The following is a 15,243-nucleotide window of genomic DNA, read 5'->3' on the forward strand; positions in this document are numbered from 1 at the left end:
TATCAATCGTGAAGAAGGGAGCTGTCTTGTACGATGAGAACTGTGGAGGAACTGGAGCACAAGCTCGCCGAGCCGTCGCCTGCCTTGGTGCAGGAGATGAAGTCGCTGGAGGGAGACATCATGCTGCTTGGGGTGGGTGGCAAAATGGGACCGAGTCTCGCGAAGCTGGCGATCAACGCGATCCGGGAATCGGGGGTCGAGCGTAAAGTTTACGGCGTGTCGAGATTTTCCGAGCAAGGGCTGAAGGAAGAGCTGGAGAGCTTCGGCGTCGAAACGATTGCGTGTGATCTGCTGAACGATGAGCAGCTGCAAAAGCTGCCTGACGTGAAAAATGTCGTCTATATGGCCGGTACGAAATTCGGCACCACCGGCAGAGAATATTTTACATGGGCGATGAACGCTTATTTGCCGGGCCGCGTGGCGGAGAAGTTCCGCAATTCCCGGATCGTCGTATTCTCCACCGGCAACGTCTACCCGTTGACTCCTGTCATACAGGGGGGAGCGGCCGAATCGACAGCTCCGTCGCCGGTCGGCGAGTACGGACAGTCGTGTCTCGGGCGGGAGCGGGTGTTCGAGCATTTTTCCCATCAATACGGAACGCCGGTTTTGATCTACCGTCTCAATTATGCGATCGATCTGCGGTACGGGGTGCTGCTGGAAATTGCAAAATCGGTAAAGGAAGGCCGGCCGATCGACGTGTCGATGGGGCATTTCAACTGCATCTGGCAGGGCGACGCCAACGAAATTGCGCTTCGTTCGCTGCTGCGCTGCAAGCAAGGGGCGGAGGTGCTGAACGTGACCGGTCCGGAGACGGTATCGATCCGGTATGCGGCCGCGGAGCTCGCGAAGCGGCTCGGGACGGAAGCGGTGTTCACCGGCCAAGAGGCGGACACGGCGCTCCTCAGCAATGCGTCGAAATGCATGCAGCTGTTCGGGTATCCGCGGGTGTCGCTTTTGCAAATGATCGATTGGGTGGCCGACTGGGTGCTGCACGAAGGCAAAACGATCAACAAGCCGACGCATTTTCAGGAAAGGGAGGGGAAGTTTTAACGTATGGACGGCAGAAAACAATTGACGCCGGAGCAACTCCGGGCGCTTCATGAAGGGCTGGTCATACCGGCTCACCCGCTTGCGCTGGACGAACAGCGTCGGCTCGACGAGCGCAGCCAGCGCGCTTTAACCCGCTATTATATAGCCTCCGGCGCCGGAGGCGTCGCGGTGGGCGTGCATTCGACGCAATTTGAAATTCGCGATCCGCAGTTCAACTTGTTCGAGAAGGTGCTGCGGATGGCTTCCGAGGAGGTCGACCGGGCCAATATCGCGCGTCCGTTCCTGAAAATCGCCGGCATTTGCGGCCCGACCGAGCAGGCGCTGAACGAAGCGGAGACGGCGATCGGACTCGGGTATGACGCAGGGCTGTTAAGCATGGGCGGGCTGCAAAGCTTAAGCGAGGCGCAAATCCTCGAACGCACGGCGCGGATCGCCGAAAAGATGCCGGTTGTCGGCTTTTATTTGCAGCCTTCGGTCGGCGGGAAGGTATTCAGCTTCGACTTTTGGAAGGAGTTCGCCACCATCCCCGGCATCGTGGCGATCAAAATGGCGCCGTTCAACCGGTACCAAACGATCGACGTGGCGCGGGCTGTCTGCTATTCGCCGCGGCGCGACGAGATTGCGCTGTACACCGGCAACGACGATAACATCGTGAACGATCTGCTGACCGTATACCGCTTTATGGTCGACGGCAAGCCCGTGGAAAAGCGGATTGTCGGCGGGCTGCTCGGACATTGGGCGGTTTGGACGCGCAAAGCCGTCGAACTGCTTGAAGAGATCAAGCAAGTGCGGCAATCGGGTACGATCGGCAGCGAGTGGCTGACCCGGAACGTGACGGTGACCGATGCGAACGCGGCGTTTTTCGATCCGGCGCACGGGTTTGCCGGCTGCATCCCGGGCATTCACGAAGTGCTCCGCCGTCAAGGGCTGATGCAAGGCGTCTGGTGCTTGAACCCTCACGAAACGCTGTCCCCGGGACAGGCTGAGGAGATCGACCGCGTGTACCGGGACTATCCGGAATTGAACGACGATGCGTTCGTCCGCGAGCATGTGGCGTCCTGGATGGCTTGAGTAAGTTGAGTAAGCTAAGCCGGAGCCGCGGGCGAAGCTTGGAAGGAGATGCGCACGATGCATTTCCAAAAACGTATTTTCCAGGAAAAGGGGGTGAACGAATGAATCCGAGCATGGAGGAAGGCCAAGAACTGCTGGCGGCCGCAGACCGGCTTGCGGACTCGCTGGTTGCGTTTCGCCGCGACCTGCACGCCGAGCCCGAGCTGAGTCTCGACGAGCGGGAAACGTCCCGCAAGGTCGCGGAGCAGTTGACCGGGCTCGGGCTTGAGGTGCGGACCGGCGTCGGCGGCTACGGCGTGACGGCCGAGCTTCACGGCCGCGGACCCGGGCCCGTCATTGCGCTGCGCGCCGATATGGATGCGCTGCCGGTGACGGAAGAGACCGGCCTGCCGTTCGCCTCGCGCCGCCCGGGTGTCATGCACGCCTGCGGCCACGACGGGCATACGGCGATGCTGCTCGGCGCGGCCCGGCTGCTCGCGGAGCGCCGGGAACGATTGAACGGCAGCGTGCGGTTCCTGTTCCAAGCGGCGGAGGAGATCAACGCAGGCGCCAAAGCGATGATCGCGGACGGCGTGCTGGACGGCGTCTCGGAAATTTACGGGCTGCACAATTTACCGACGCTTGCGGCGGGCAGGATAGCGACCCGCGCCGGGGCGCTTATGGGCTCTGTCGACCGTATCGAGATCGACATCGAGGGAAAAGGCGGGCACGGGGCCATCCCGGACCAATGCATCGATCCGATCGTGGCGGCTTCGGCCGTCGTTCTATCGCTGCAAACCGCCGTAAGCCGCGAGCTTTCGCCGTTCGCCCCCGCCGTTGTGACCATCGGCAGCCTGCAGGCCGGAGAAGCGAACAACGTCATTCCGCACAGGGCTCGTCTGACTGGAACGGTGCGGACGTTTGCGCCGGACGTGCAGAGAGGCATGCCGGAGCGGCTGGAACGGCTCGTGACGCGGATTGCCGAAGGCTACCGGTGCCGGGCGGAGCTTCGTTGCATTCCGCAGACCCCGGTGCTTGTCAATCACGACGATTGCCTGGCCCGCGCCGAGAGAGCCATGGACAGGCTTCTGGGGCGCGAACGGCGCGTACAGGCGGAGCCGACGATGGCGGGCGAGGACTTTTCCGTCTATTTGCAGCAGGTACCGGGCTGCTTTTTTTGGCTCGGCTCAGGTCCCGAAACGGGAGCAGAGCAGGCTTACGGGCTGCACCATCCCCGATATACGCTTAATGAAGCGTGTCTCCCGGTCGGGGCGGCGGCGCTCGCCGCCATAGCCTTGGAGCGTCTGGCGGCAAGGCCGGCATAGGAAAGAAGGCTGCATTGAAAACGTCACCTTTTTGCAATTGGCAGATTCCTCCTGTCAGGTATAATGGAGATAGATTGAACACAAGCATGGGGAAGGCGGTGTTGCCATGTTCGGGACTTATCGTCCGTCCGCCGTAGAAAAAGGGATTCCGATCGCGCTGATCGGTCCGGAGCCGATGATTCCCGTCATGCTGCAGGCGATGAAATCGTTTCCGTCCTTCGTCCCCGTCACCGGGGCGTATGCGAATCTGGAGGAAGCGGTCCAATGGACCCGGGACCTGATGGACCGCGTCGAAGTGATCTTATATTCGGGACCGCTTCCATACCAGGTATGCCACGACCGCGTCCAGCTGCGCATACCCGCTCATTTCGTTCCGCTGAACGGCTCGGGATTGTACCGGTCACTGTTTCGGGCGGAGCGGATGGGACGGCTCGGCGCCATGTCGGTCGATACGCTGACCCGTCAGCCGTTCGTGAAAACGTTCCGCGAGCTGGGTCAGTCGCTACCGGATCTGACGTTCTATCCGGGCGTCGATCCTGCGGATACGGAAGCGATTGTTCGTTTTCATGCGGAGCAATATGCTGGAGGGAACACGGCGATTGCCTTGACCGCGCTCCGTTCCGTATCGGTGAAGCTTAGCGAGCTCGGCGTTCCGAACGAATGGGTGCTGCCGACCGAGCAGGATATCATCGTCGCACTGGAGCGGGCGCTGTTGTCGACGGAATCCCGCCGCAGCAAGGAATCGCAAATTGTGGTGGGCCTGATCGACGTGGACGGGTTCCGCAAAGCGGCCGATCTTCGCAAGTCGGAGCATGACGTGCAGCGGCTGAAGCTGGACATTCACCGGATGATGCTCGAGTATGCCGAAACGCTTGAAGGGCACTTGACCCCGCTGGGCGGAGACGAATATTTGTTCGTCACGACGCGAGGGACGTTCGAGCGCCATACGGGCGGGTACAAATATATCCCGCTGGCCAAAATGGCTCAGGACACCTTCGCCCTTTCGCTCAGCATCGGCATCGGCTTTGGACGGTCCGCCCACGAGGCGGGCTCGCATGCCCGGATGGCGCTTCGCCGGGCCAAGGACGCAGGCGGCAGCATCTGCTTCATTGTCCGCGAAGACGAGAGCGTCATCGGCCCGCTGGAAATGGCCGAGCCGCTCAACGCCGGGTTATCGCTGCTGGACGCCGCCTTGATCCGGAAGGCGGAGGAAGCGGGCTTGACCCAGACGTATTTGAGCCGAGTGGTCGCCCAGCTCACCCGTACGGGCAAGATGGACTACAACGTTCACGAGCTGGCGTCGGTTCTCGGCGTGACCGTCCGAAGCACCCACCGGCTGCTGACGCAGTGGATGGACGCGGGACTGGTCGAGGTGGCCGGAGAGGAACGGGGCAGAGCGAAAGGGAGGCCGAAGCAGATTTACCGGTTTTCCTTCCTGGACGACCTGCTGCGCCGTTAAAAGCATGCTTGTCGTTTATATCGGACTTAGCTGAGGAGGATGCACGCATGAAATTGGGATTGAGCACCTACAGTTTGTATAGGGCTATCGATAAGAAAGAAATGACCGTAACGGAAGCCATCCGCTGGATTGCCGACAACGGCGGCGAGCATGTGGAGATCGTGCCGATCGGGTACGACTTGACGAACAATCCGGGGTTGATTGAAGATATCCGCAAGACCGCAGACCAAGCGGGACTTGATATTTCCGGCTACGCGGTCGGCGCGAATTTCGTACAGGCTACCCTGGAAGCATACGAGCTGGAGATCGAGAAGACGATTCGCCAGGTCGACATCGCGCGCGACCTTGGAGTGAAGCGGATGCGTCACGACGTTGCGTCGCGTCCGATCCCCGAAACGTCGATCCGCCAGTTCGAAGCGGACTTGCCCCGGCTCGTCGAAGCGTGCCGCCGTATCGCGGACTATGCAGCGCAGTTCGATATCGTCACAAGCGTGGAAAATCATGGCTTTTACCTGCAGGCGAGCGACCGGGTGCTCCGGCTCGTGCACGAGGTGGATCGCGCCAACTTCAAGACGACGCTGGATATCGGCAATTTCCTGTGTGTGGACGAGGATCCGGTCAGCGCCGTTTCAAAAAACATTTCGTTTGCGTCCATGGTGCATTTGAAAGATTTTTACCGCCGTCCGTCATACCGCAATCCGGGCGAAGGCTGGTTCAAGTCGACCCACGGCAATTTCCTGCGGGGTGCCATCGTCGGACAAGGCGACATCGATATGCCGGAGGTCATTCGGGTGCTGAAGGCATCGGGGTACGACGGGTATTTATCCGTCGAATTCGAAGGCATGGAAGACCCGAGAACCGGTTCGAGAATCGCCATGGATAACGTCCGCCGGTTATGGCAGGAAGCGGTAGTGTAAACCGAAAAACAACGGGAGAAGCAGGAGGAACAGGGCAGCGATGAGTACAATCAAAATCGGAATTATCGGAGCGGGCTCCATTTCGGAGCAGCATTTCAGAGCCTACAGCCATCATCCGGAAGTGGAAATTTATGCCGTTTGCGATTTGAACGAAGAACGGGCAAAAGCGAAGGCCGAAGCGTACGGCGCGTCCAAAGTGTTCACCGATTACCGTGAACTTCTGGCGCTGCCGGACATTCATGGCGTCAGTATCTGCACATGGAACAATTCCCATGCCGAGATCAGCATCGCAGCGCTCGAAGCGGGCAAGCACGTGCTCGTGGAGAAGCCGCTGTGCCAGACGGTGGCCGAAGCCTTGAAGGTCGAAGAAACGGTTCGGCGGACGGGCAAGCTGCTGCAGGTCGGATTCGTTCGCCGGTACGGCAGCAATACGGAAATCTTGAAAAAATTTATCGATGCGGGCGATCTGGGCGAGATTTATTACGCCAAAGCCTCTTGTCTGCGCCGTCTCGGCAACCCGGGCGGCTGGTTCTCGGATATCAAGCGTTCGGGCGGCGGGCCGGTCATCGACCTTGGCGTGCATATTATCGATATTTGCTGGTACCTGATGGGCAAGCCAAAGGTCAAATCAGTCTCGGCCAATACGTACAACCGCCTCGGCAACCGCTCGAACGTGGAGCATCTTGCTTTCTACAAAGCAGCGGATTACAACGCGGCGCTCAATACGGTCGAGGACTTGGCCAATGCGCTCATCCGCTTCGAGAATGGGGCGAGTCTCATGGTTGACGTGAGCTTCACGCTGCACGCGAAGAAAGATGAGCTGTCCGTCAAGCTGTACGGGGACAAGGGCGGAGCGGAGCTGGAGCCGGAGCTTGCGATCATCGCGGAGAAGCACGATACGATTCTGAACGTCGCGCCGCAGGTAGACCATCCTTCGTTCGATTTTATCGCCGGGTTCCAGCAGGAGATCAACTATTTTATCGACAGCTCGCTCGGACGTGCGGAAACGCGGAGTCCGGTGGAGGACGGCGTCGAAGTGATGAAAATGCTGTGCGCCATTTACGAATCGGCCGCCCAAGGGCGGGAGATCGAGCTGTAGGAAGGAGCGAAGGTCATGGCATTGACGAACAAAATCGGCGTCATTTCGGACAGCTTCAAGCTGCCGCTGCGCGAGGGTCTGCAAAAGTCCAAGGAGCTTGGCGCCGACGGCGTGCAAATCTGGGCTACTCAAGGGGAAATGGACCCGGCAAATCTGAACGCGGCCGCGCGGAAAGACCTCAAGGCTTATCTTGATTCGATCGGGCTGGAAATTTCCGCTTTGTGCGGCGATCTGGGCGGACACGGCTTCCAAGACAAGGAGGCGAATCCGGCAAAAATCGAAAAGTCGAAGCGGATTCTCGATCTCGCGCTCGATCTGGGCACGAATATCGTCACGACGCATATCGGTCTGGTGCCGGACGACACGAGCGATCCGATCTATGCCGAGATGCAGGACGCTTGCGGTCAACTGGCCCGTTACGCTTCGTCCGTCGGCGGGTATTTTGCCATCGAGACCGGACCCGAGACCGCCACGCATCTGAAAAGCTTCCTGGACAGCCTCGGCTCCAAAGGGATGGCGGTCAACTTCGACCCGGCAAACATGGTCATGGTAACGGGCGACGACCCGGCCAAAGGCGTTCACACCCTGAAGGACTATATCGTCCATACGCACGTGAAGGACGGGCTCCGGCTGCGCGAAGCGGACCCTCGCGCTATCTACGGCTCCCTCGGGTACAAGCCGATGGACCATGAGGAGATCGCGCGGATGGTGAGCGCAGGCGAGTTTTTCCGGGAGCTGCCGCCCGGCGAGGGCGCCGTCGATTTCGACGCATATTTCCAAGCGCTGCAAGATATCGGGTATACGGGCTATTTGACGATCGAGCGTGAAGTAGGCGATCAGCCGGAGGAAGATATCCGCAAAGCGATTCAGTTCATCGAAGCTTACCGGAAGCGGGGCTAGGCGCATGGAGACGACGCTGCGCATAGGCATCATCGGGCTCGACACGTCGCACGTCACGGCGTTCACGAAGCTGCTGAACGACCCGTCGGATGCGAACCATGTGCCGGGAGGACGGGTGATCGCCGCTTATCCGGGCGGCTCCGCCGACTTCCCGCTCAGCATTGACCGGGTCGGCGGCTTTACACAAGAGCTGCAAGGGCAATACGACGTTTCTATTATGGAAACGCCGGAAGCCGTCGCGGAATCGGTTGACGCGCTGCTGCTCGAATCAGCGGACGGACGGGTACACTTGGAGCAGTTTCGGGCCATCGCCCCTTATGGCAAGCCGGTGTTTATCGACAAGCCGCTTGCGCTCAGCTCGCGGGAGGCGTATGAAATCGCGGAGCTTGCGCAACAATACGATATTCCGGTCATGAGCGCTTCCGCGCTGCGGTATTCCGAAGGGCTCGCCGGTGCGCTGGCGGAAGCTGACGGAGCCATTACGGGAGCCGATGCCTTCGGACCGATGCATTTCGAACCGACGCAGCCGGGATACTACTGGTACGGGATTCATACGGCCGAGCTGCTGTACCGTGCCATGGGGGCAGGATGCCGGGAAGTGTCAGTGACGGCGACCGGTGATTTCGACGTCCTTACCGGCGTCTGGCAGGACGGCCGGATCGGTACGGTACGGGGCAGCCGGCGGCCGGGTCAAAGCTTCGGCGCCACGCTGCATACTGGCAGAGGACCGCGCCTGGTCGATGTGTCCAAAGACGGCAGACCGTTTTACGCCAGCCTGCTGGTCGAGGTCATGAAGATGTTCAAGTCGGGAGTACCGGGCATTCCGTTGACGGTGACGCTGGAGATAATCCGCTTCCTCGAAGCGGCCAATGAAAGCCGGGGGACAGGGCGGCGGGTCAAGCTGTAGATTTTTTGCAACATTTTTGAAACCGGAATCGCCTCCTTGCGTATAAGTATCGTAACGTTTGCTATCCTTGGAAAATCAAATAGGAAATACTCGGAGGAGCCTGTCACCTTAGCTTTGCTATGTTTATTTAGCAGCTATGGTTGATGGGCTTCTTTTTGTATGTTTTTGCCTGAATATCCACAGGATAAGCACGATAACAAACAGAAGGGCGGTCGGTATTATGCTTATTTTTCAATTGGCTATCATTTTGCTTGCTTCCAAAATTGCGGGAGACCTCAGCGTTAAATTAGGACAGCCTTCCGTGCTCGGAAAGCTGCTGATCGGGATCGTGTTGGGGCCAACGGTGCTCGGGATCGTCACGAATACTGACATTTTAACGGAAATCAGTCAAATCGGCGTCATTCTGCTGATGTTCATTGCCGGACTGGAAACCGACGTCGAGGAATTCAAGCATACGGGGAAGCCTTCCGCTTATGTGGGGGTCGCGGGAATTATCGTGCCGCTGGTCGGCGGGTTTTTGGCCGGGCAAGTCATGGGGCTTCCGACGATACAGGCCGTTTTCCTCGGATTGCTGCTGTCGGCCACCAGCGTCAGTATTTCGGTGCAGGCGCTGAAGGAAATGGGGAAGCTGAAGTCCCGTGCGGGGGCTACGATTCTTGGGGCCGCGGTCATCGATGACGTTCTCGTCATCATTGCGCTGGCGTTTGTGATGAGCTTTGCAGGGGGAGATGTGAATCTGGGTGTCGTTGTCCTGAAAAAAGTAATCTTTTTCGCCGGGGCGATTCTTATTGCTTGGAAGGTCGTTCCTTGGGTGCTGAAAAAATTCGCGCCTCTCCGTGTCACCGAAGCGGTCATATCCGCCGCTCTCATCATCTGCTTCGCATACGCCTACTTGGCTGAGTATGCAGGGGTTGCCGCCATCATCGGAGCTTATATCGCCGGTGTAGCGATCAGCGTCACGAAATATAAGCACGAGGTGTTCGAGAAGGTCGAAACGATCGGCTATTCGATTTTCGTTCCGGTGTTCTTTACTTCCATCGGTGTGTCCGCGGAGTTCACGGGAATTGCCGGCAATCTTGGCTTGATCGTCGTTTTGAGCGTTCTGGCGATTCTCACCAAGCTGGTCGGCTCGGCGCTGGGTGCGAAATGGGCCGGCTTTGCCTGGAAACCCTCCTTGGGCATCGGGGCTGCGATGGTATCGCGGGGAGAAGTCGCGCTGATCATCGCCGCCATGGGGCTGGACGCCGGTTTGCTGAGCAAAGAGATGTTCGCCGTCCTCCTGGTGGTTGTCTTGGTGACGACTCTCGTAACGCCGCCGATGATGAAATGGTTCTTCAAGGAGTCCGCAACGGCGGGCGAAAAACATAACGGTCAATCCGCTTGAGACGACAGGGGCAAGGGGGAGGGGAGCCTGCTCGCTCCAAACCTATTCTGGAAATTGTTCCCTGATAGGTCGCTGCACAAAATATATAGATGATTATTCGCAGCCAATCCTCCCTTTATTTGCTTCTCAGAGCTGTATAAAAGCGACGGTTACCATTCCGCTGTCATGCGATTACGAAAAAAGCCGCCGGTTGGACCGTTCTCATCGAGTGTTGCCAGCCAAACGGCGGTATCTGCTCCTTCAGCGGCAGATAAAGGGGCGTCCGAGCCTCCCATATCTGTCCGTACACTTCCGGGGCAAGCTGCATTTACTTTTATGCCCATATCCGCCACTTCGTGTGCGACTAAACAAGTTAAGGCATTGACCATTGTTTTTGAGATGCGATAAGCGGACGATTTCCCCTTTAAACCTAGCAAGCCTTGGTGAACCTGAAAAGATCCTACGCCCGACGATACATTAACGATACGTCCATAATGATGTTCTTTCATTAAAGGGACTGCAGCTTGAATGAGATTCAGAACTCCAAAGTAATTGGTTTCCAACGTTTCTTTCATGACGGGCTCTTTCACATCTAAGACGGAAATTCCCCTGTCGAGAATAACCCCTGCGTTATTCACGAGTACATCGAGCCGGCCGTACTTTGTTTTCACACGCTTCATCAGCTCGTCGATGCTGTCGCGGCAACTCACGTCAACAACTTCTAATTCAACTGTCACCCCGTCCTTGCTCAATTGGTCAACTGCGAATGTCCCCTTCTCCGCGTCGCGACAACCGATCAAGACTCTTATGCCTTTCAAGGAAAGCTGGCGGGCGATTTCCAGCCCGATTCCCCGGTTCCCTCCAGTAACTAATGCAATCCGTGGTAGAAGGTTGTTCAATCTAGTTTCTCCGTTTGACTGATCATATTTTTCCACTTCAATAAACTCCTTTCTAATTGAGTCTCGGCTTTGCGCAGAAAATCGATTTGAGCTTTTATCTCATTTAATTTTCTTTCTCCTACTTCAATAGCATTAGGCAGGCATTGCAGCTTCTCTCCATCCTGGAACAGGCAGTCAAAGAAATCAGTGATTTCTTTCGTCGTAAGTCCAAGGCTAAAATAAAGTTGAATAAACTTCACTTTTTCAATATCGGATTCAGCATAATCCCGATAGCCATTTTCCAGACGGGTGGGGCTTAATAAATTTTTTTCTTCGTAATACCTTAAAGAACGCAAGCTTACACCTGTTCTTCTGGATAGCTCGCTAATATGTATACAAATCTCCTCCTTGATTTGATTAATTATCACAATAAACCATCACATCATGTGAAGGTCAAGAATCATTTTTCATTCGCGTTGCATGGTGTAGTATAACGGTGAACAATTGGAAAAGAGCCCCAGACACATCTGGAGCTCTTTTCATCTTTTATCACGTTCGCAAACGGGATGCGGCGCTGCAATGGAGCGGTATTACTTCCACTGCGGACCGGTGTAGCCGTTCGCCTTGAGGCCCTCGTTCACTTCCTTAATGATCTGGGCGCCGCCTTTATCGGACCATTCCTTGACCATTTTGTCCCAATCGGACAGCGGCTTTTCGCCGAAAATCATTTTTGTTTGCTCCGTGTACAGGAACTTGGACAGCTCGGTGTCTTTCGAGGCCCTCGTCTCGGAAAACACTGCGTTAATCGGGTTGATCAGATGCTTCGTCTCGCCGTGCATTTTCTCCAGGCTGGCCGCCAGATCGCGCAGCAGCGGGACGGTGTATTCCTTCGAGTAACCGTTGGCCGCGTCGTTAGGAGCCCACATCGTTTTGTCCGGCAAATAGTTGGCCGGCGCAAGACCTTTTTCCTCGACCTCTCGTCGCACGCTGCCGTTCTCGATTTTGTAGCCTTGGCCTTCTTTGCCGTTCAGCCAGTCAAAATCGGCATTGGCGGCGTTGCGCTGCTCCAGCGGCACAAACTTCCGGCCGTAGTCGAGCATCTCCATAATTTTGTTCACTTTGTCCGGCTCCTTCGCCAGCTTCGCATTCAGCATGACGATGCCGTAGTAGCCGGGGGAGGAGACGAAGCCTTGCGAGCCGTCCGGCGCTTGGAACGGGGGAATCGGCACGATTTTGGCGTTCGGGTTCACGTCGACCAGCCCTTGCATAGAGGTCGGGTTCATGCCGCGCGGCGTACCGATGAAGATGCCCGCCTTGCCGGAGTAGAATTCCTTGTTCGTCTGCGCCCAGTTGAGCAGGGCGAAGTCCTTCGTGATCGCGCCTTCCTTGTACAGGTCGGCCAGCCAGCCGATATGCTGCTTCCGCGCCTCGGAGATAATGCCGGGGATCACTTGTCCATCGGCGTTTTTATGGTACCAGGCTTCGAAATCCCAATAAGCGCCCATTCCGAAGCTCGGGTTAATGTTTGCGGACATGGCGAGCCCGTACGTATCGTTCTTGCCGTTGCCGTCAGGGTCGTCTTTGGTGAAGGCGATCGCCACTTTTTTCAGCTCGTCGTAGTTTTTCGGAACCTCCAGCCCCAGCTTGTCCAGCCAGTCTTTGCGGATGATCGGGGTCAACTGGTAGGTCTCGGTTAAGTACTTTTGGACCGCGTATATTTTGCCGTTCACCGTAACGGCTTTGCGGGTGTTGTCCGGAATCTGCTTCATCGTCGGGTATTTGTCGAGCAGATCGTTGAGAGGTAAAAAGGCTCCCTGCTTCGCCCATTTATAGAAGTTGGAGTCCGGACCTTCCATGACGATGATGTCGGGAATTTCGCCCGAAGCCACGACGGCGCTCAGCTTCTGGTCGTAATCGGAGCGGACCACGTATTGCGGCTTGAAATCGACGTTGAATTTCTCGTTGATCATTTCGAGGCCCTTGCCTCCGGTCGGAGGAAACGCCCCGTAACGATAATCGATCATCGTAATGGTGTGTTTCTTCTGGCTGTCCGCTGCGGTGCCGGTGCCTCCGGCGTTCGGTTGATCGGGCTTCGCTTCTCCGCCGCCGGTGCAGGCGGACGTTAACGTCATGGCCCCGACGAGTGCGGCGGCCGTCCATGTTTTTCCTCTGTAGTTCATTGACAAACCCCTCCCATGATTGGATCATACTCTGAAACCATTGATTTATACAAGTTCGCATGTCTGACGGGATGTTCCGAAGTCAGCCTTTGACGGACCCGAGCATCACCCCCTTGGCAAAATGCTTTTGCAGGAACGGATATACGACGAGAATCGGAACGGTCGCGACGATGATCGCCGCCATTTGGATCGTATCCGCCGGGGGAGCGTGTTCGAGCAAAATTTGACTGCTGCCGAGCGCCGTTTGCGCCTCGCCGACGACGACCATCTGGCGCAGAATGACTTGAATCGGCCATTTTTCCGGTTCGTTCAAGTACAGGATGCCCGTAAAATAATTGTTCCAGTGCAGCACCGCATAGAACAGGGCGAAGGCGGCCAATGACGGTTTGGATAAAGGGAGCATGATGTTCCAGAACACCTTCAGATCGTTGGCGCCGTCGATGACCGCCGCTTCGTGCAGCTCGCCCGGGATGCCGACGAAAAACTGCCGCATGACGATCAGGTTGAACGGATTGATGGCGATCGGCAGGATGAGTGCCCAGATCGAGTTCAAGAGGTTCGTTTCCTTCACGATCAGATACGTCGGAATCATACCCGCGCTGAACAGCAGTGTGAAGAGGACAAGCATCAGCATGATCCGTTGACCGATGACCGGGCGGGCCAGTGTATAAGCGAAGGTGGACGTAAACGCCAGATTGACCAACGTGCCGATCACGGTCACAAGCACGGTCACGCCGACCGAACGGACGAACGATTCCGAAGCGAAAATATATTCGTAGGCGCTGAGCACCCACTCTTTCGGAAACCAGATGATGTCATGCTGCAAAAATTCTTTGTACGAGGCGAAAGAGACGGCCAGCACGTACCAGAACGGCGCCAGCATAATCAAGGCGATGAGGCCGAGCAGCAGGACGTTGGCGATATCGATGAACCGGTCTCCCAAGGTTCGATGATGCAAGCGGATCATCCTTTCTTTAGCGGACGAGTCTAAAATACGCCGTCGTCGCCGAGTTTTTTGGCTATATAATTGGCCGACAGCACGAGTACAAGCCCGACGGCTCCCTTGAACAAGCCGACCGCTGTCGCGAAGCTGTAGTCCGATTGTCCGATCCCCTTGAAGAACACGTACGTGTCGAGGATATTACCGATCTCCATATTGAACGGATTCAGCATCAGGAAGATTTGTTCGTATCCGGCATCCATGACATGACCAAGCCGCAGGATGAGCAGGATGACGATCGTATTGCGGATGGCCGGCAGCGTGATGTGCCACATTTGGCGGAACCGTCCAGCGCCGTCCATGGTCGCCGCTTCGTAGAGCTGCGGATTCACGCCGGCCAGCGCCGCAAGGAACAGAATCGTTCCCCAGCCGGCTTCCTTCCAGATCACTTGGAGGATGACGATTGGCTTAAAATAGCTTGGATCGGTCAAAAACGGAACCGGCTGCGCGAGGCCGAATCCTTGCTTGAGGAGATCGTTGACGACGCCGTTCCCTTTCAAAAAGATCGTGCAGATCCCGATGACGACGACCCACGACAGGAAGTGGGGGAGGTAAATGACCGACTGGACGATGCGCTTATAGATTTGGTTGCGCAGCTCGTTCAGCATCAGGGCCAGCACGATCGGAATCGGGAAGGCGAATACGATTTGCAGAAACGAGATCGACAAGGTGTTCCACAACACCTGCACGATTTCCGGATCTTCGAAAATCCGGGCAAAATGCTTCCAGCCTACCCACTCGCTGCCCGCTATGCCTTGAAACGGGCTGTAATCGATGAACGCCATGTACAGCCCCGCCATAGGGACGTAGCGGTAAATCAGGAAATAAGCGATGCCGGGCAAGCCGAGCAGCAGCAGGTACCGGTCCTTCCATAGCCGGGCCCGCAAACGTCCGGGACGGCTCGTAGAAGAGGTCTTACGGACAGCGGGTGAGGAGTGGGGATGGGGGTTCAAGGTGTTCAAGCACATTCCTCCTTAGGGCCGCAACGAACCGGAGGCGTTTACATTCCGACGGTTGCGAATCGTTGTTGTTGATCCGATTATCGGGGAATGGGACAACTCACGGCAATTTTCTATTTTTCATCGGTAAGGAAAAAAAGGATAAAGATCCGCAAA

Annotated in this window: 14 protein-coding genes; 9 read left to right on the top strand and 5 right to left on the bottom strand. The window is 56.9% G+C overall.

Going from position 1 to position 15,243, the window contains the following annotated elements:
- Positions 1-33: 33 nt before the first annotated feature.
- From PEH01S_RS14855 to PEH01S_RS14895, 9 genes are all read left to right on the top strand, one after another.
- The gene (locus tag PEH01S_RS14855) at positions 34-1,050 is read left to right on the top strand and encodes an NAD-dependent epimerase/dehydratase family protein (protein ID WP_127486338.1); all 1,017 of its coding nucleotides are present in this window, start codon (positions 34-36) and stop codon (positions 1,048-1,050) included.
- A 3-nt stretch (positions 1,051-1,053) separates the two neighbouring features.
- Positions 1,054-2,121: a dihydrodipicolinate synthase family protein gene (locus PEH01S_RS14860; RefSeq protein ID WP_127486340.1), complete on the top strand. Its 1,068-nt coding sequence runs from the start codon at positions 1,054-1,056 to the stop codon at positions 2,119-2,121.
- 101 nt (positions 2,122-2,222) lie between these two features.
- Entirely contained in the window at positions 2,223-3,425 is a 1,203-nt protein-coding gene (locus PEH01S_RS14865) for a M20 metallopeptidase family protein (protein WP_127486342.1), read from the top strand.
- Positions 3,426-3,531: 106 nt separating this feature from the next.
- Positions 3,532-4,884 carry a hypothetical protein gene (locus tag PEH01S_RS14870; RefSeq protein ID WP_025845751.1) on the top strand — a complete coding sequence of 451 codons (1,353 nt, stop codon included), beginning with the start codon at positions 3,532-3,534 and terminating at the stop codon, positions 4,882-4,884.
- A 47-nt stretch (positions 4,885-4,931) separates the two neighbouring features.
- On the top strand, positions 4,932-5,801 hold the full coding sequence (locus tag PEH01S_RS14875) for a sugar phosphate isomerase/epimerase family protein (RefSeq protein ID WP_025845749.1): 870 nt from the start codon (positions 4,932-4,934) through the stop codon (positions 5,799-5,801).
- Positions 5,802-5,841: 40 nt separating this feature from the next.
- Positions 5,842-6,900, top strand: coding sequence for a Gfo/Idh/MocA family protein (locus PEH01S_RS14880; protein ID WP_127486344.1), 1,059 nt, complete (start codon positions 5,842-5,844; stop codon positions 6,898-6,900).
- Positions 6,901-6,915: 15 nt separating this feature from the next.
- Positions 6,916-7,800: a sugar phosphate isomerase/epimerase family protein gene (locus PEH01S_RS14885; RefSeq protein WP_127486346.1), complete on the top strand. Its 885-nt coding sequence runs from the start codon at positions 6,916-6,918 to the stop codon at positions 7,798-7,800.
- Positions 7,801-7,804: 4 nt separating this feature from the next.
- The gene (locus tag PEH01S_RS14890) at positions 7,805-8,707 is read left to right on the top strand and encodes a Gfo/Idh/MocA family protein (protein ID WP_127486348.1); all 903 of its coding nucleotides are present in this window, start codon (positions 7,805-7,807) and stop codon (positions 8,705-8,707) included.
- 220 nt (positions 8,708-8,927) lie between these two features.
- Positions 8,928-10,091, top strand: coding sequence for a cation:proton antiporter (locus tag PEH01S_RS14895; RefSeq protein ID WP_127486350.1), 1,164 nt, complete (start codon positions 8,928-8,930; stop codon positions 10,089-10,091).
- A 149-nt stretch (positions 10,092-10,240) separates the two neighbouring features.
- On the opposite strand, the gene PEH01S_RS14900 is transcribed toward PEH01S_RS14895, so the two are convergent.
- The 5 genes from PEH01S_RS14900 to PEH01S_RS14920 form a co-directional block, all read right to left on the bottom strand.
- Positions 10,241-11,005, bottom strand: a complete 765-nt coding sequence (locus PEH01S_RS14900; RefSeq protein ID WP_246062925.1) for an SDR family oxidoreductase — start codon at positions 11,003-11,005, stop codon at positions 10,241-10,243.
- Complete coding sequence (locus PEH01S_RS14905; RefSeq protein ID WP_246062926.1) at positions 10,966-11,376, bottom strand: MerR family transcriptional regulator; 411 nt, start codon at positions 11,374-11,376, stop codon at positions 10,966-10,968. The genes PEH01S_RS14900 and PEH01S_RS14905 overlap by 40 nt, the downstream gene beginning before the upstream one ends.
- A gap of 162 nt (positions 11,377-11,538) precedes the next feature.
- The gene (locus PEH01S_RS14910; protein ID WP_025845737.1) at positions 11,539-13,128 is read right to left on the bottom strand and encodes an extracellular solute-binding protein; all 1,590 of its coding nucleotides are present in this window, start codon (positions 13,126-13,128) and stop codon (positions 11,539-11,541) included.
- An 82-nt stretch (positions 13,129-13,210) separates the two neighbouring features.
- Positions 13,211-14,086, bottom strand: coding sequence for a carbohydrate ABC transporter permease (locus tag PEH01S_RS14915; RefSeq protein ID WP_025845735.1), 876 nt, complete (start codon positions 14,084-14,086; stop codon positions 13,211-13,213).
- A gap of 29 nt (positions 14,087-14,115) precedes the next feature.
- The gene (locus PEH01S_RS14920; RefSeq protein WP_036712629.1) at positions 14,116-15,096 is read right to left on the bottom strand and encodes an ABC transporter permease; all 981 of its coding nucleotides are present in this window, start codon (positions 15,094-15,096) and stop codon (positions 14,116-14,118) included.
- Positions 15,097-15,243: the final 147 nt, after the last annotated feature.

The sequence above is a fragment of the Paenibacillus ehimensis NBRC 15659 genome, from assembly GCF_004000785.1.
GTDB classification, from domain to species: domain Bacteria; phylum Bacillota; class Bacilli; order Paenibacillales; family NBRC-103111; genus Paenibacillus_G; species Paenibacillus_G ehimensis.

Coding starts and splice junctions, on each gene's coding strand:
- PEH01S_RS14870 (WP_025845751.1), top strand. CDS start 3,532: ATGTTCGGGACTTATCGTCCGTCCGCCGTAGAAAAAGGGATTCCGATC.
- PEH01S_RS14880 (WP_127486344.1), top strand. CDS start 5,842: ATGAGTACAATCAAAATCGGAATTATCGGAGCGGGCTCCATTTCGGAG.
- PEH01S_RS14910 (WP_025845737.1), bottom strand. CDS start 13,128: ATGAACTACAGAGGAAAAACATGGACGGCCGCCGCACTCGTCGGGGCC.
- PEH01S_RS14885 (WP_127486346.1), top strand. CDS start 6,916: ATGGCATTGACGAACAAAATCGGCGTCATTTCGGACAGCTTCAAGCTG.
- PEH01S_RS14855 (WP_127486338.1), top strand. CDS start 34: ATGAGAACTGTGGAGGAACTGGAGCACAAGCTCGCCGAGCCGTCGCCT.
- PEH01S_RS14895 (WP_127486350.1), top strand. CDS start 8,928: ATGCTTATTTTTCAATTGGCTATCATTTTGCTTGCTTCCAAAATTGCG.
- PEH01S_RS14860 (WP_127486340.1), top strand. CDS start 1,054: ATGGACGGCAGAAAACAATTGACGCCGGAGCAACTCCGGGCGCTTCAT.
- PEH01S_RS14865 (WP_127486342.1), top strand. CDS start 2,223: ATGAATCCGAGCATGGAGGAAGGCCAAGAACTGCTGGCGGCCGCAGAC.
- PEH01S_RS14875 (WP_025845749.1), top strand. CDS start 4,932: ATGAAATTGGGATTGAGCACCTACAGTTTGTATAGGGCTATCGATAAG.
- PEH01S_RS14920 (WP_036712629.1), bottom strand. CDS start 15,096: ATGTGCTTGAACACCTTGAACCCCCATCCCCACTCCTCACCCGCTGTC.
- PEH01S_RS14890 (WP_127486348.1), top strand. CDS start 7,805: ATGGAGACGACGCTGCGCATAGGCATCATCGGGCTCGACACGTCGCAC.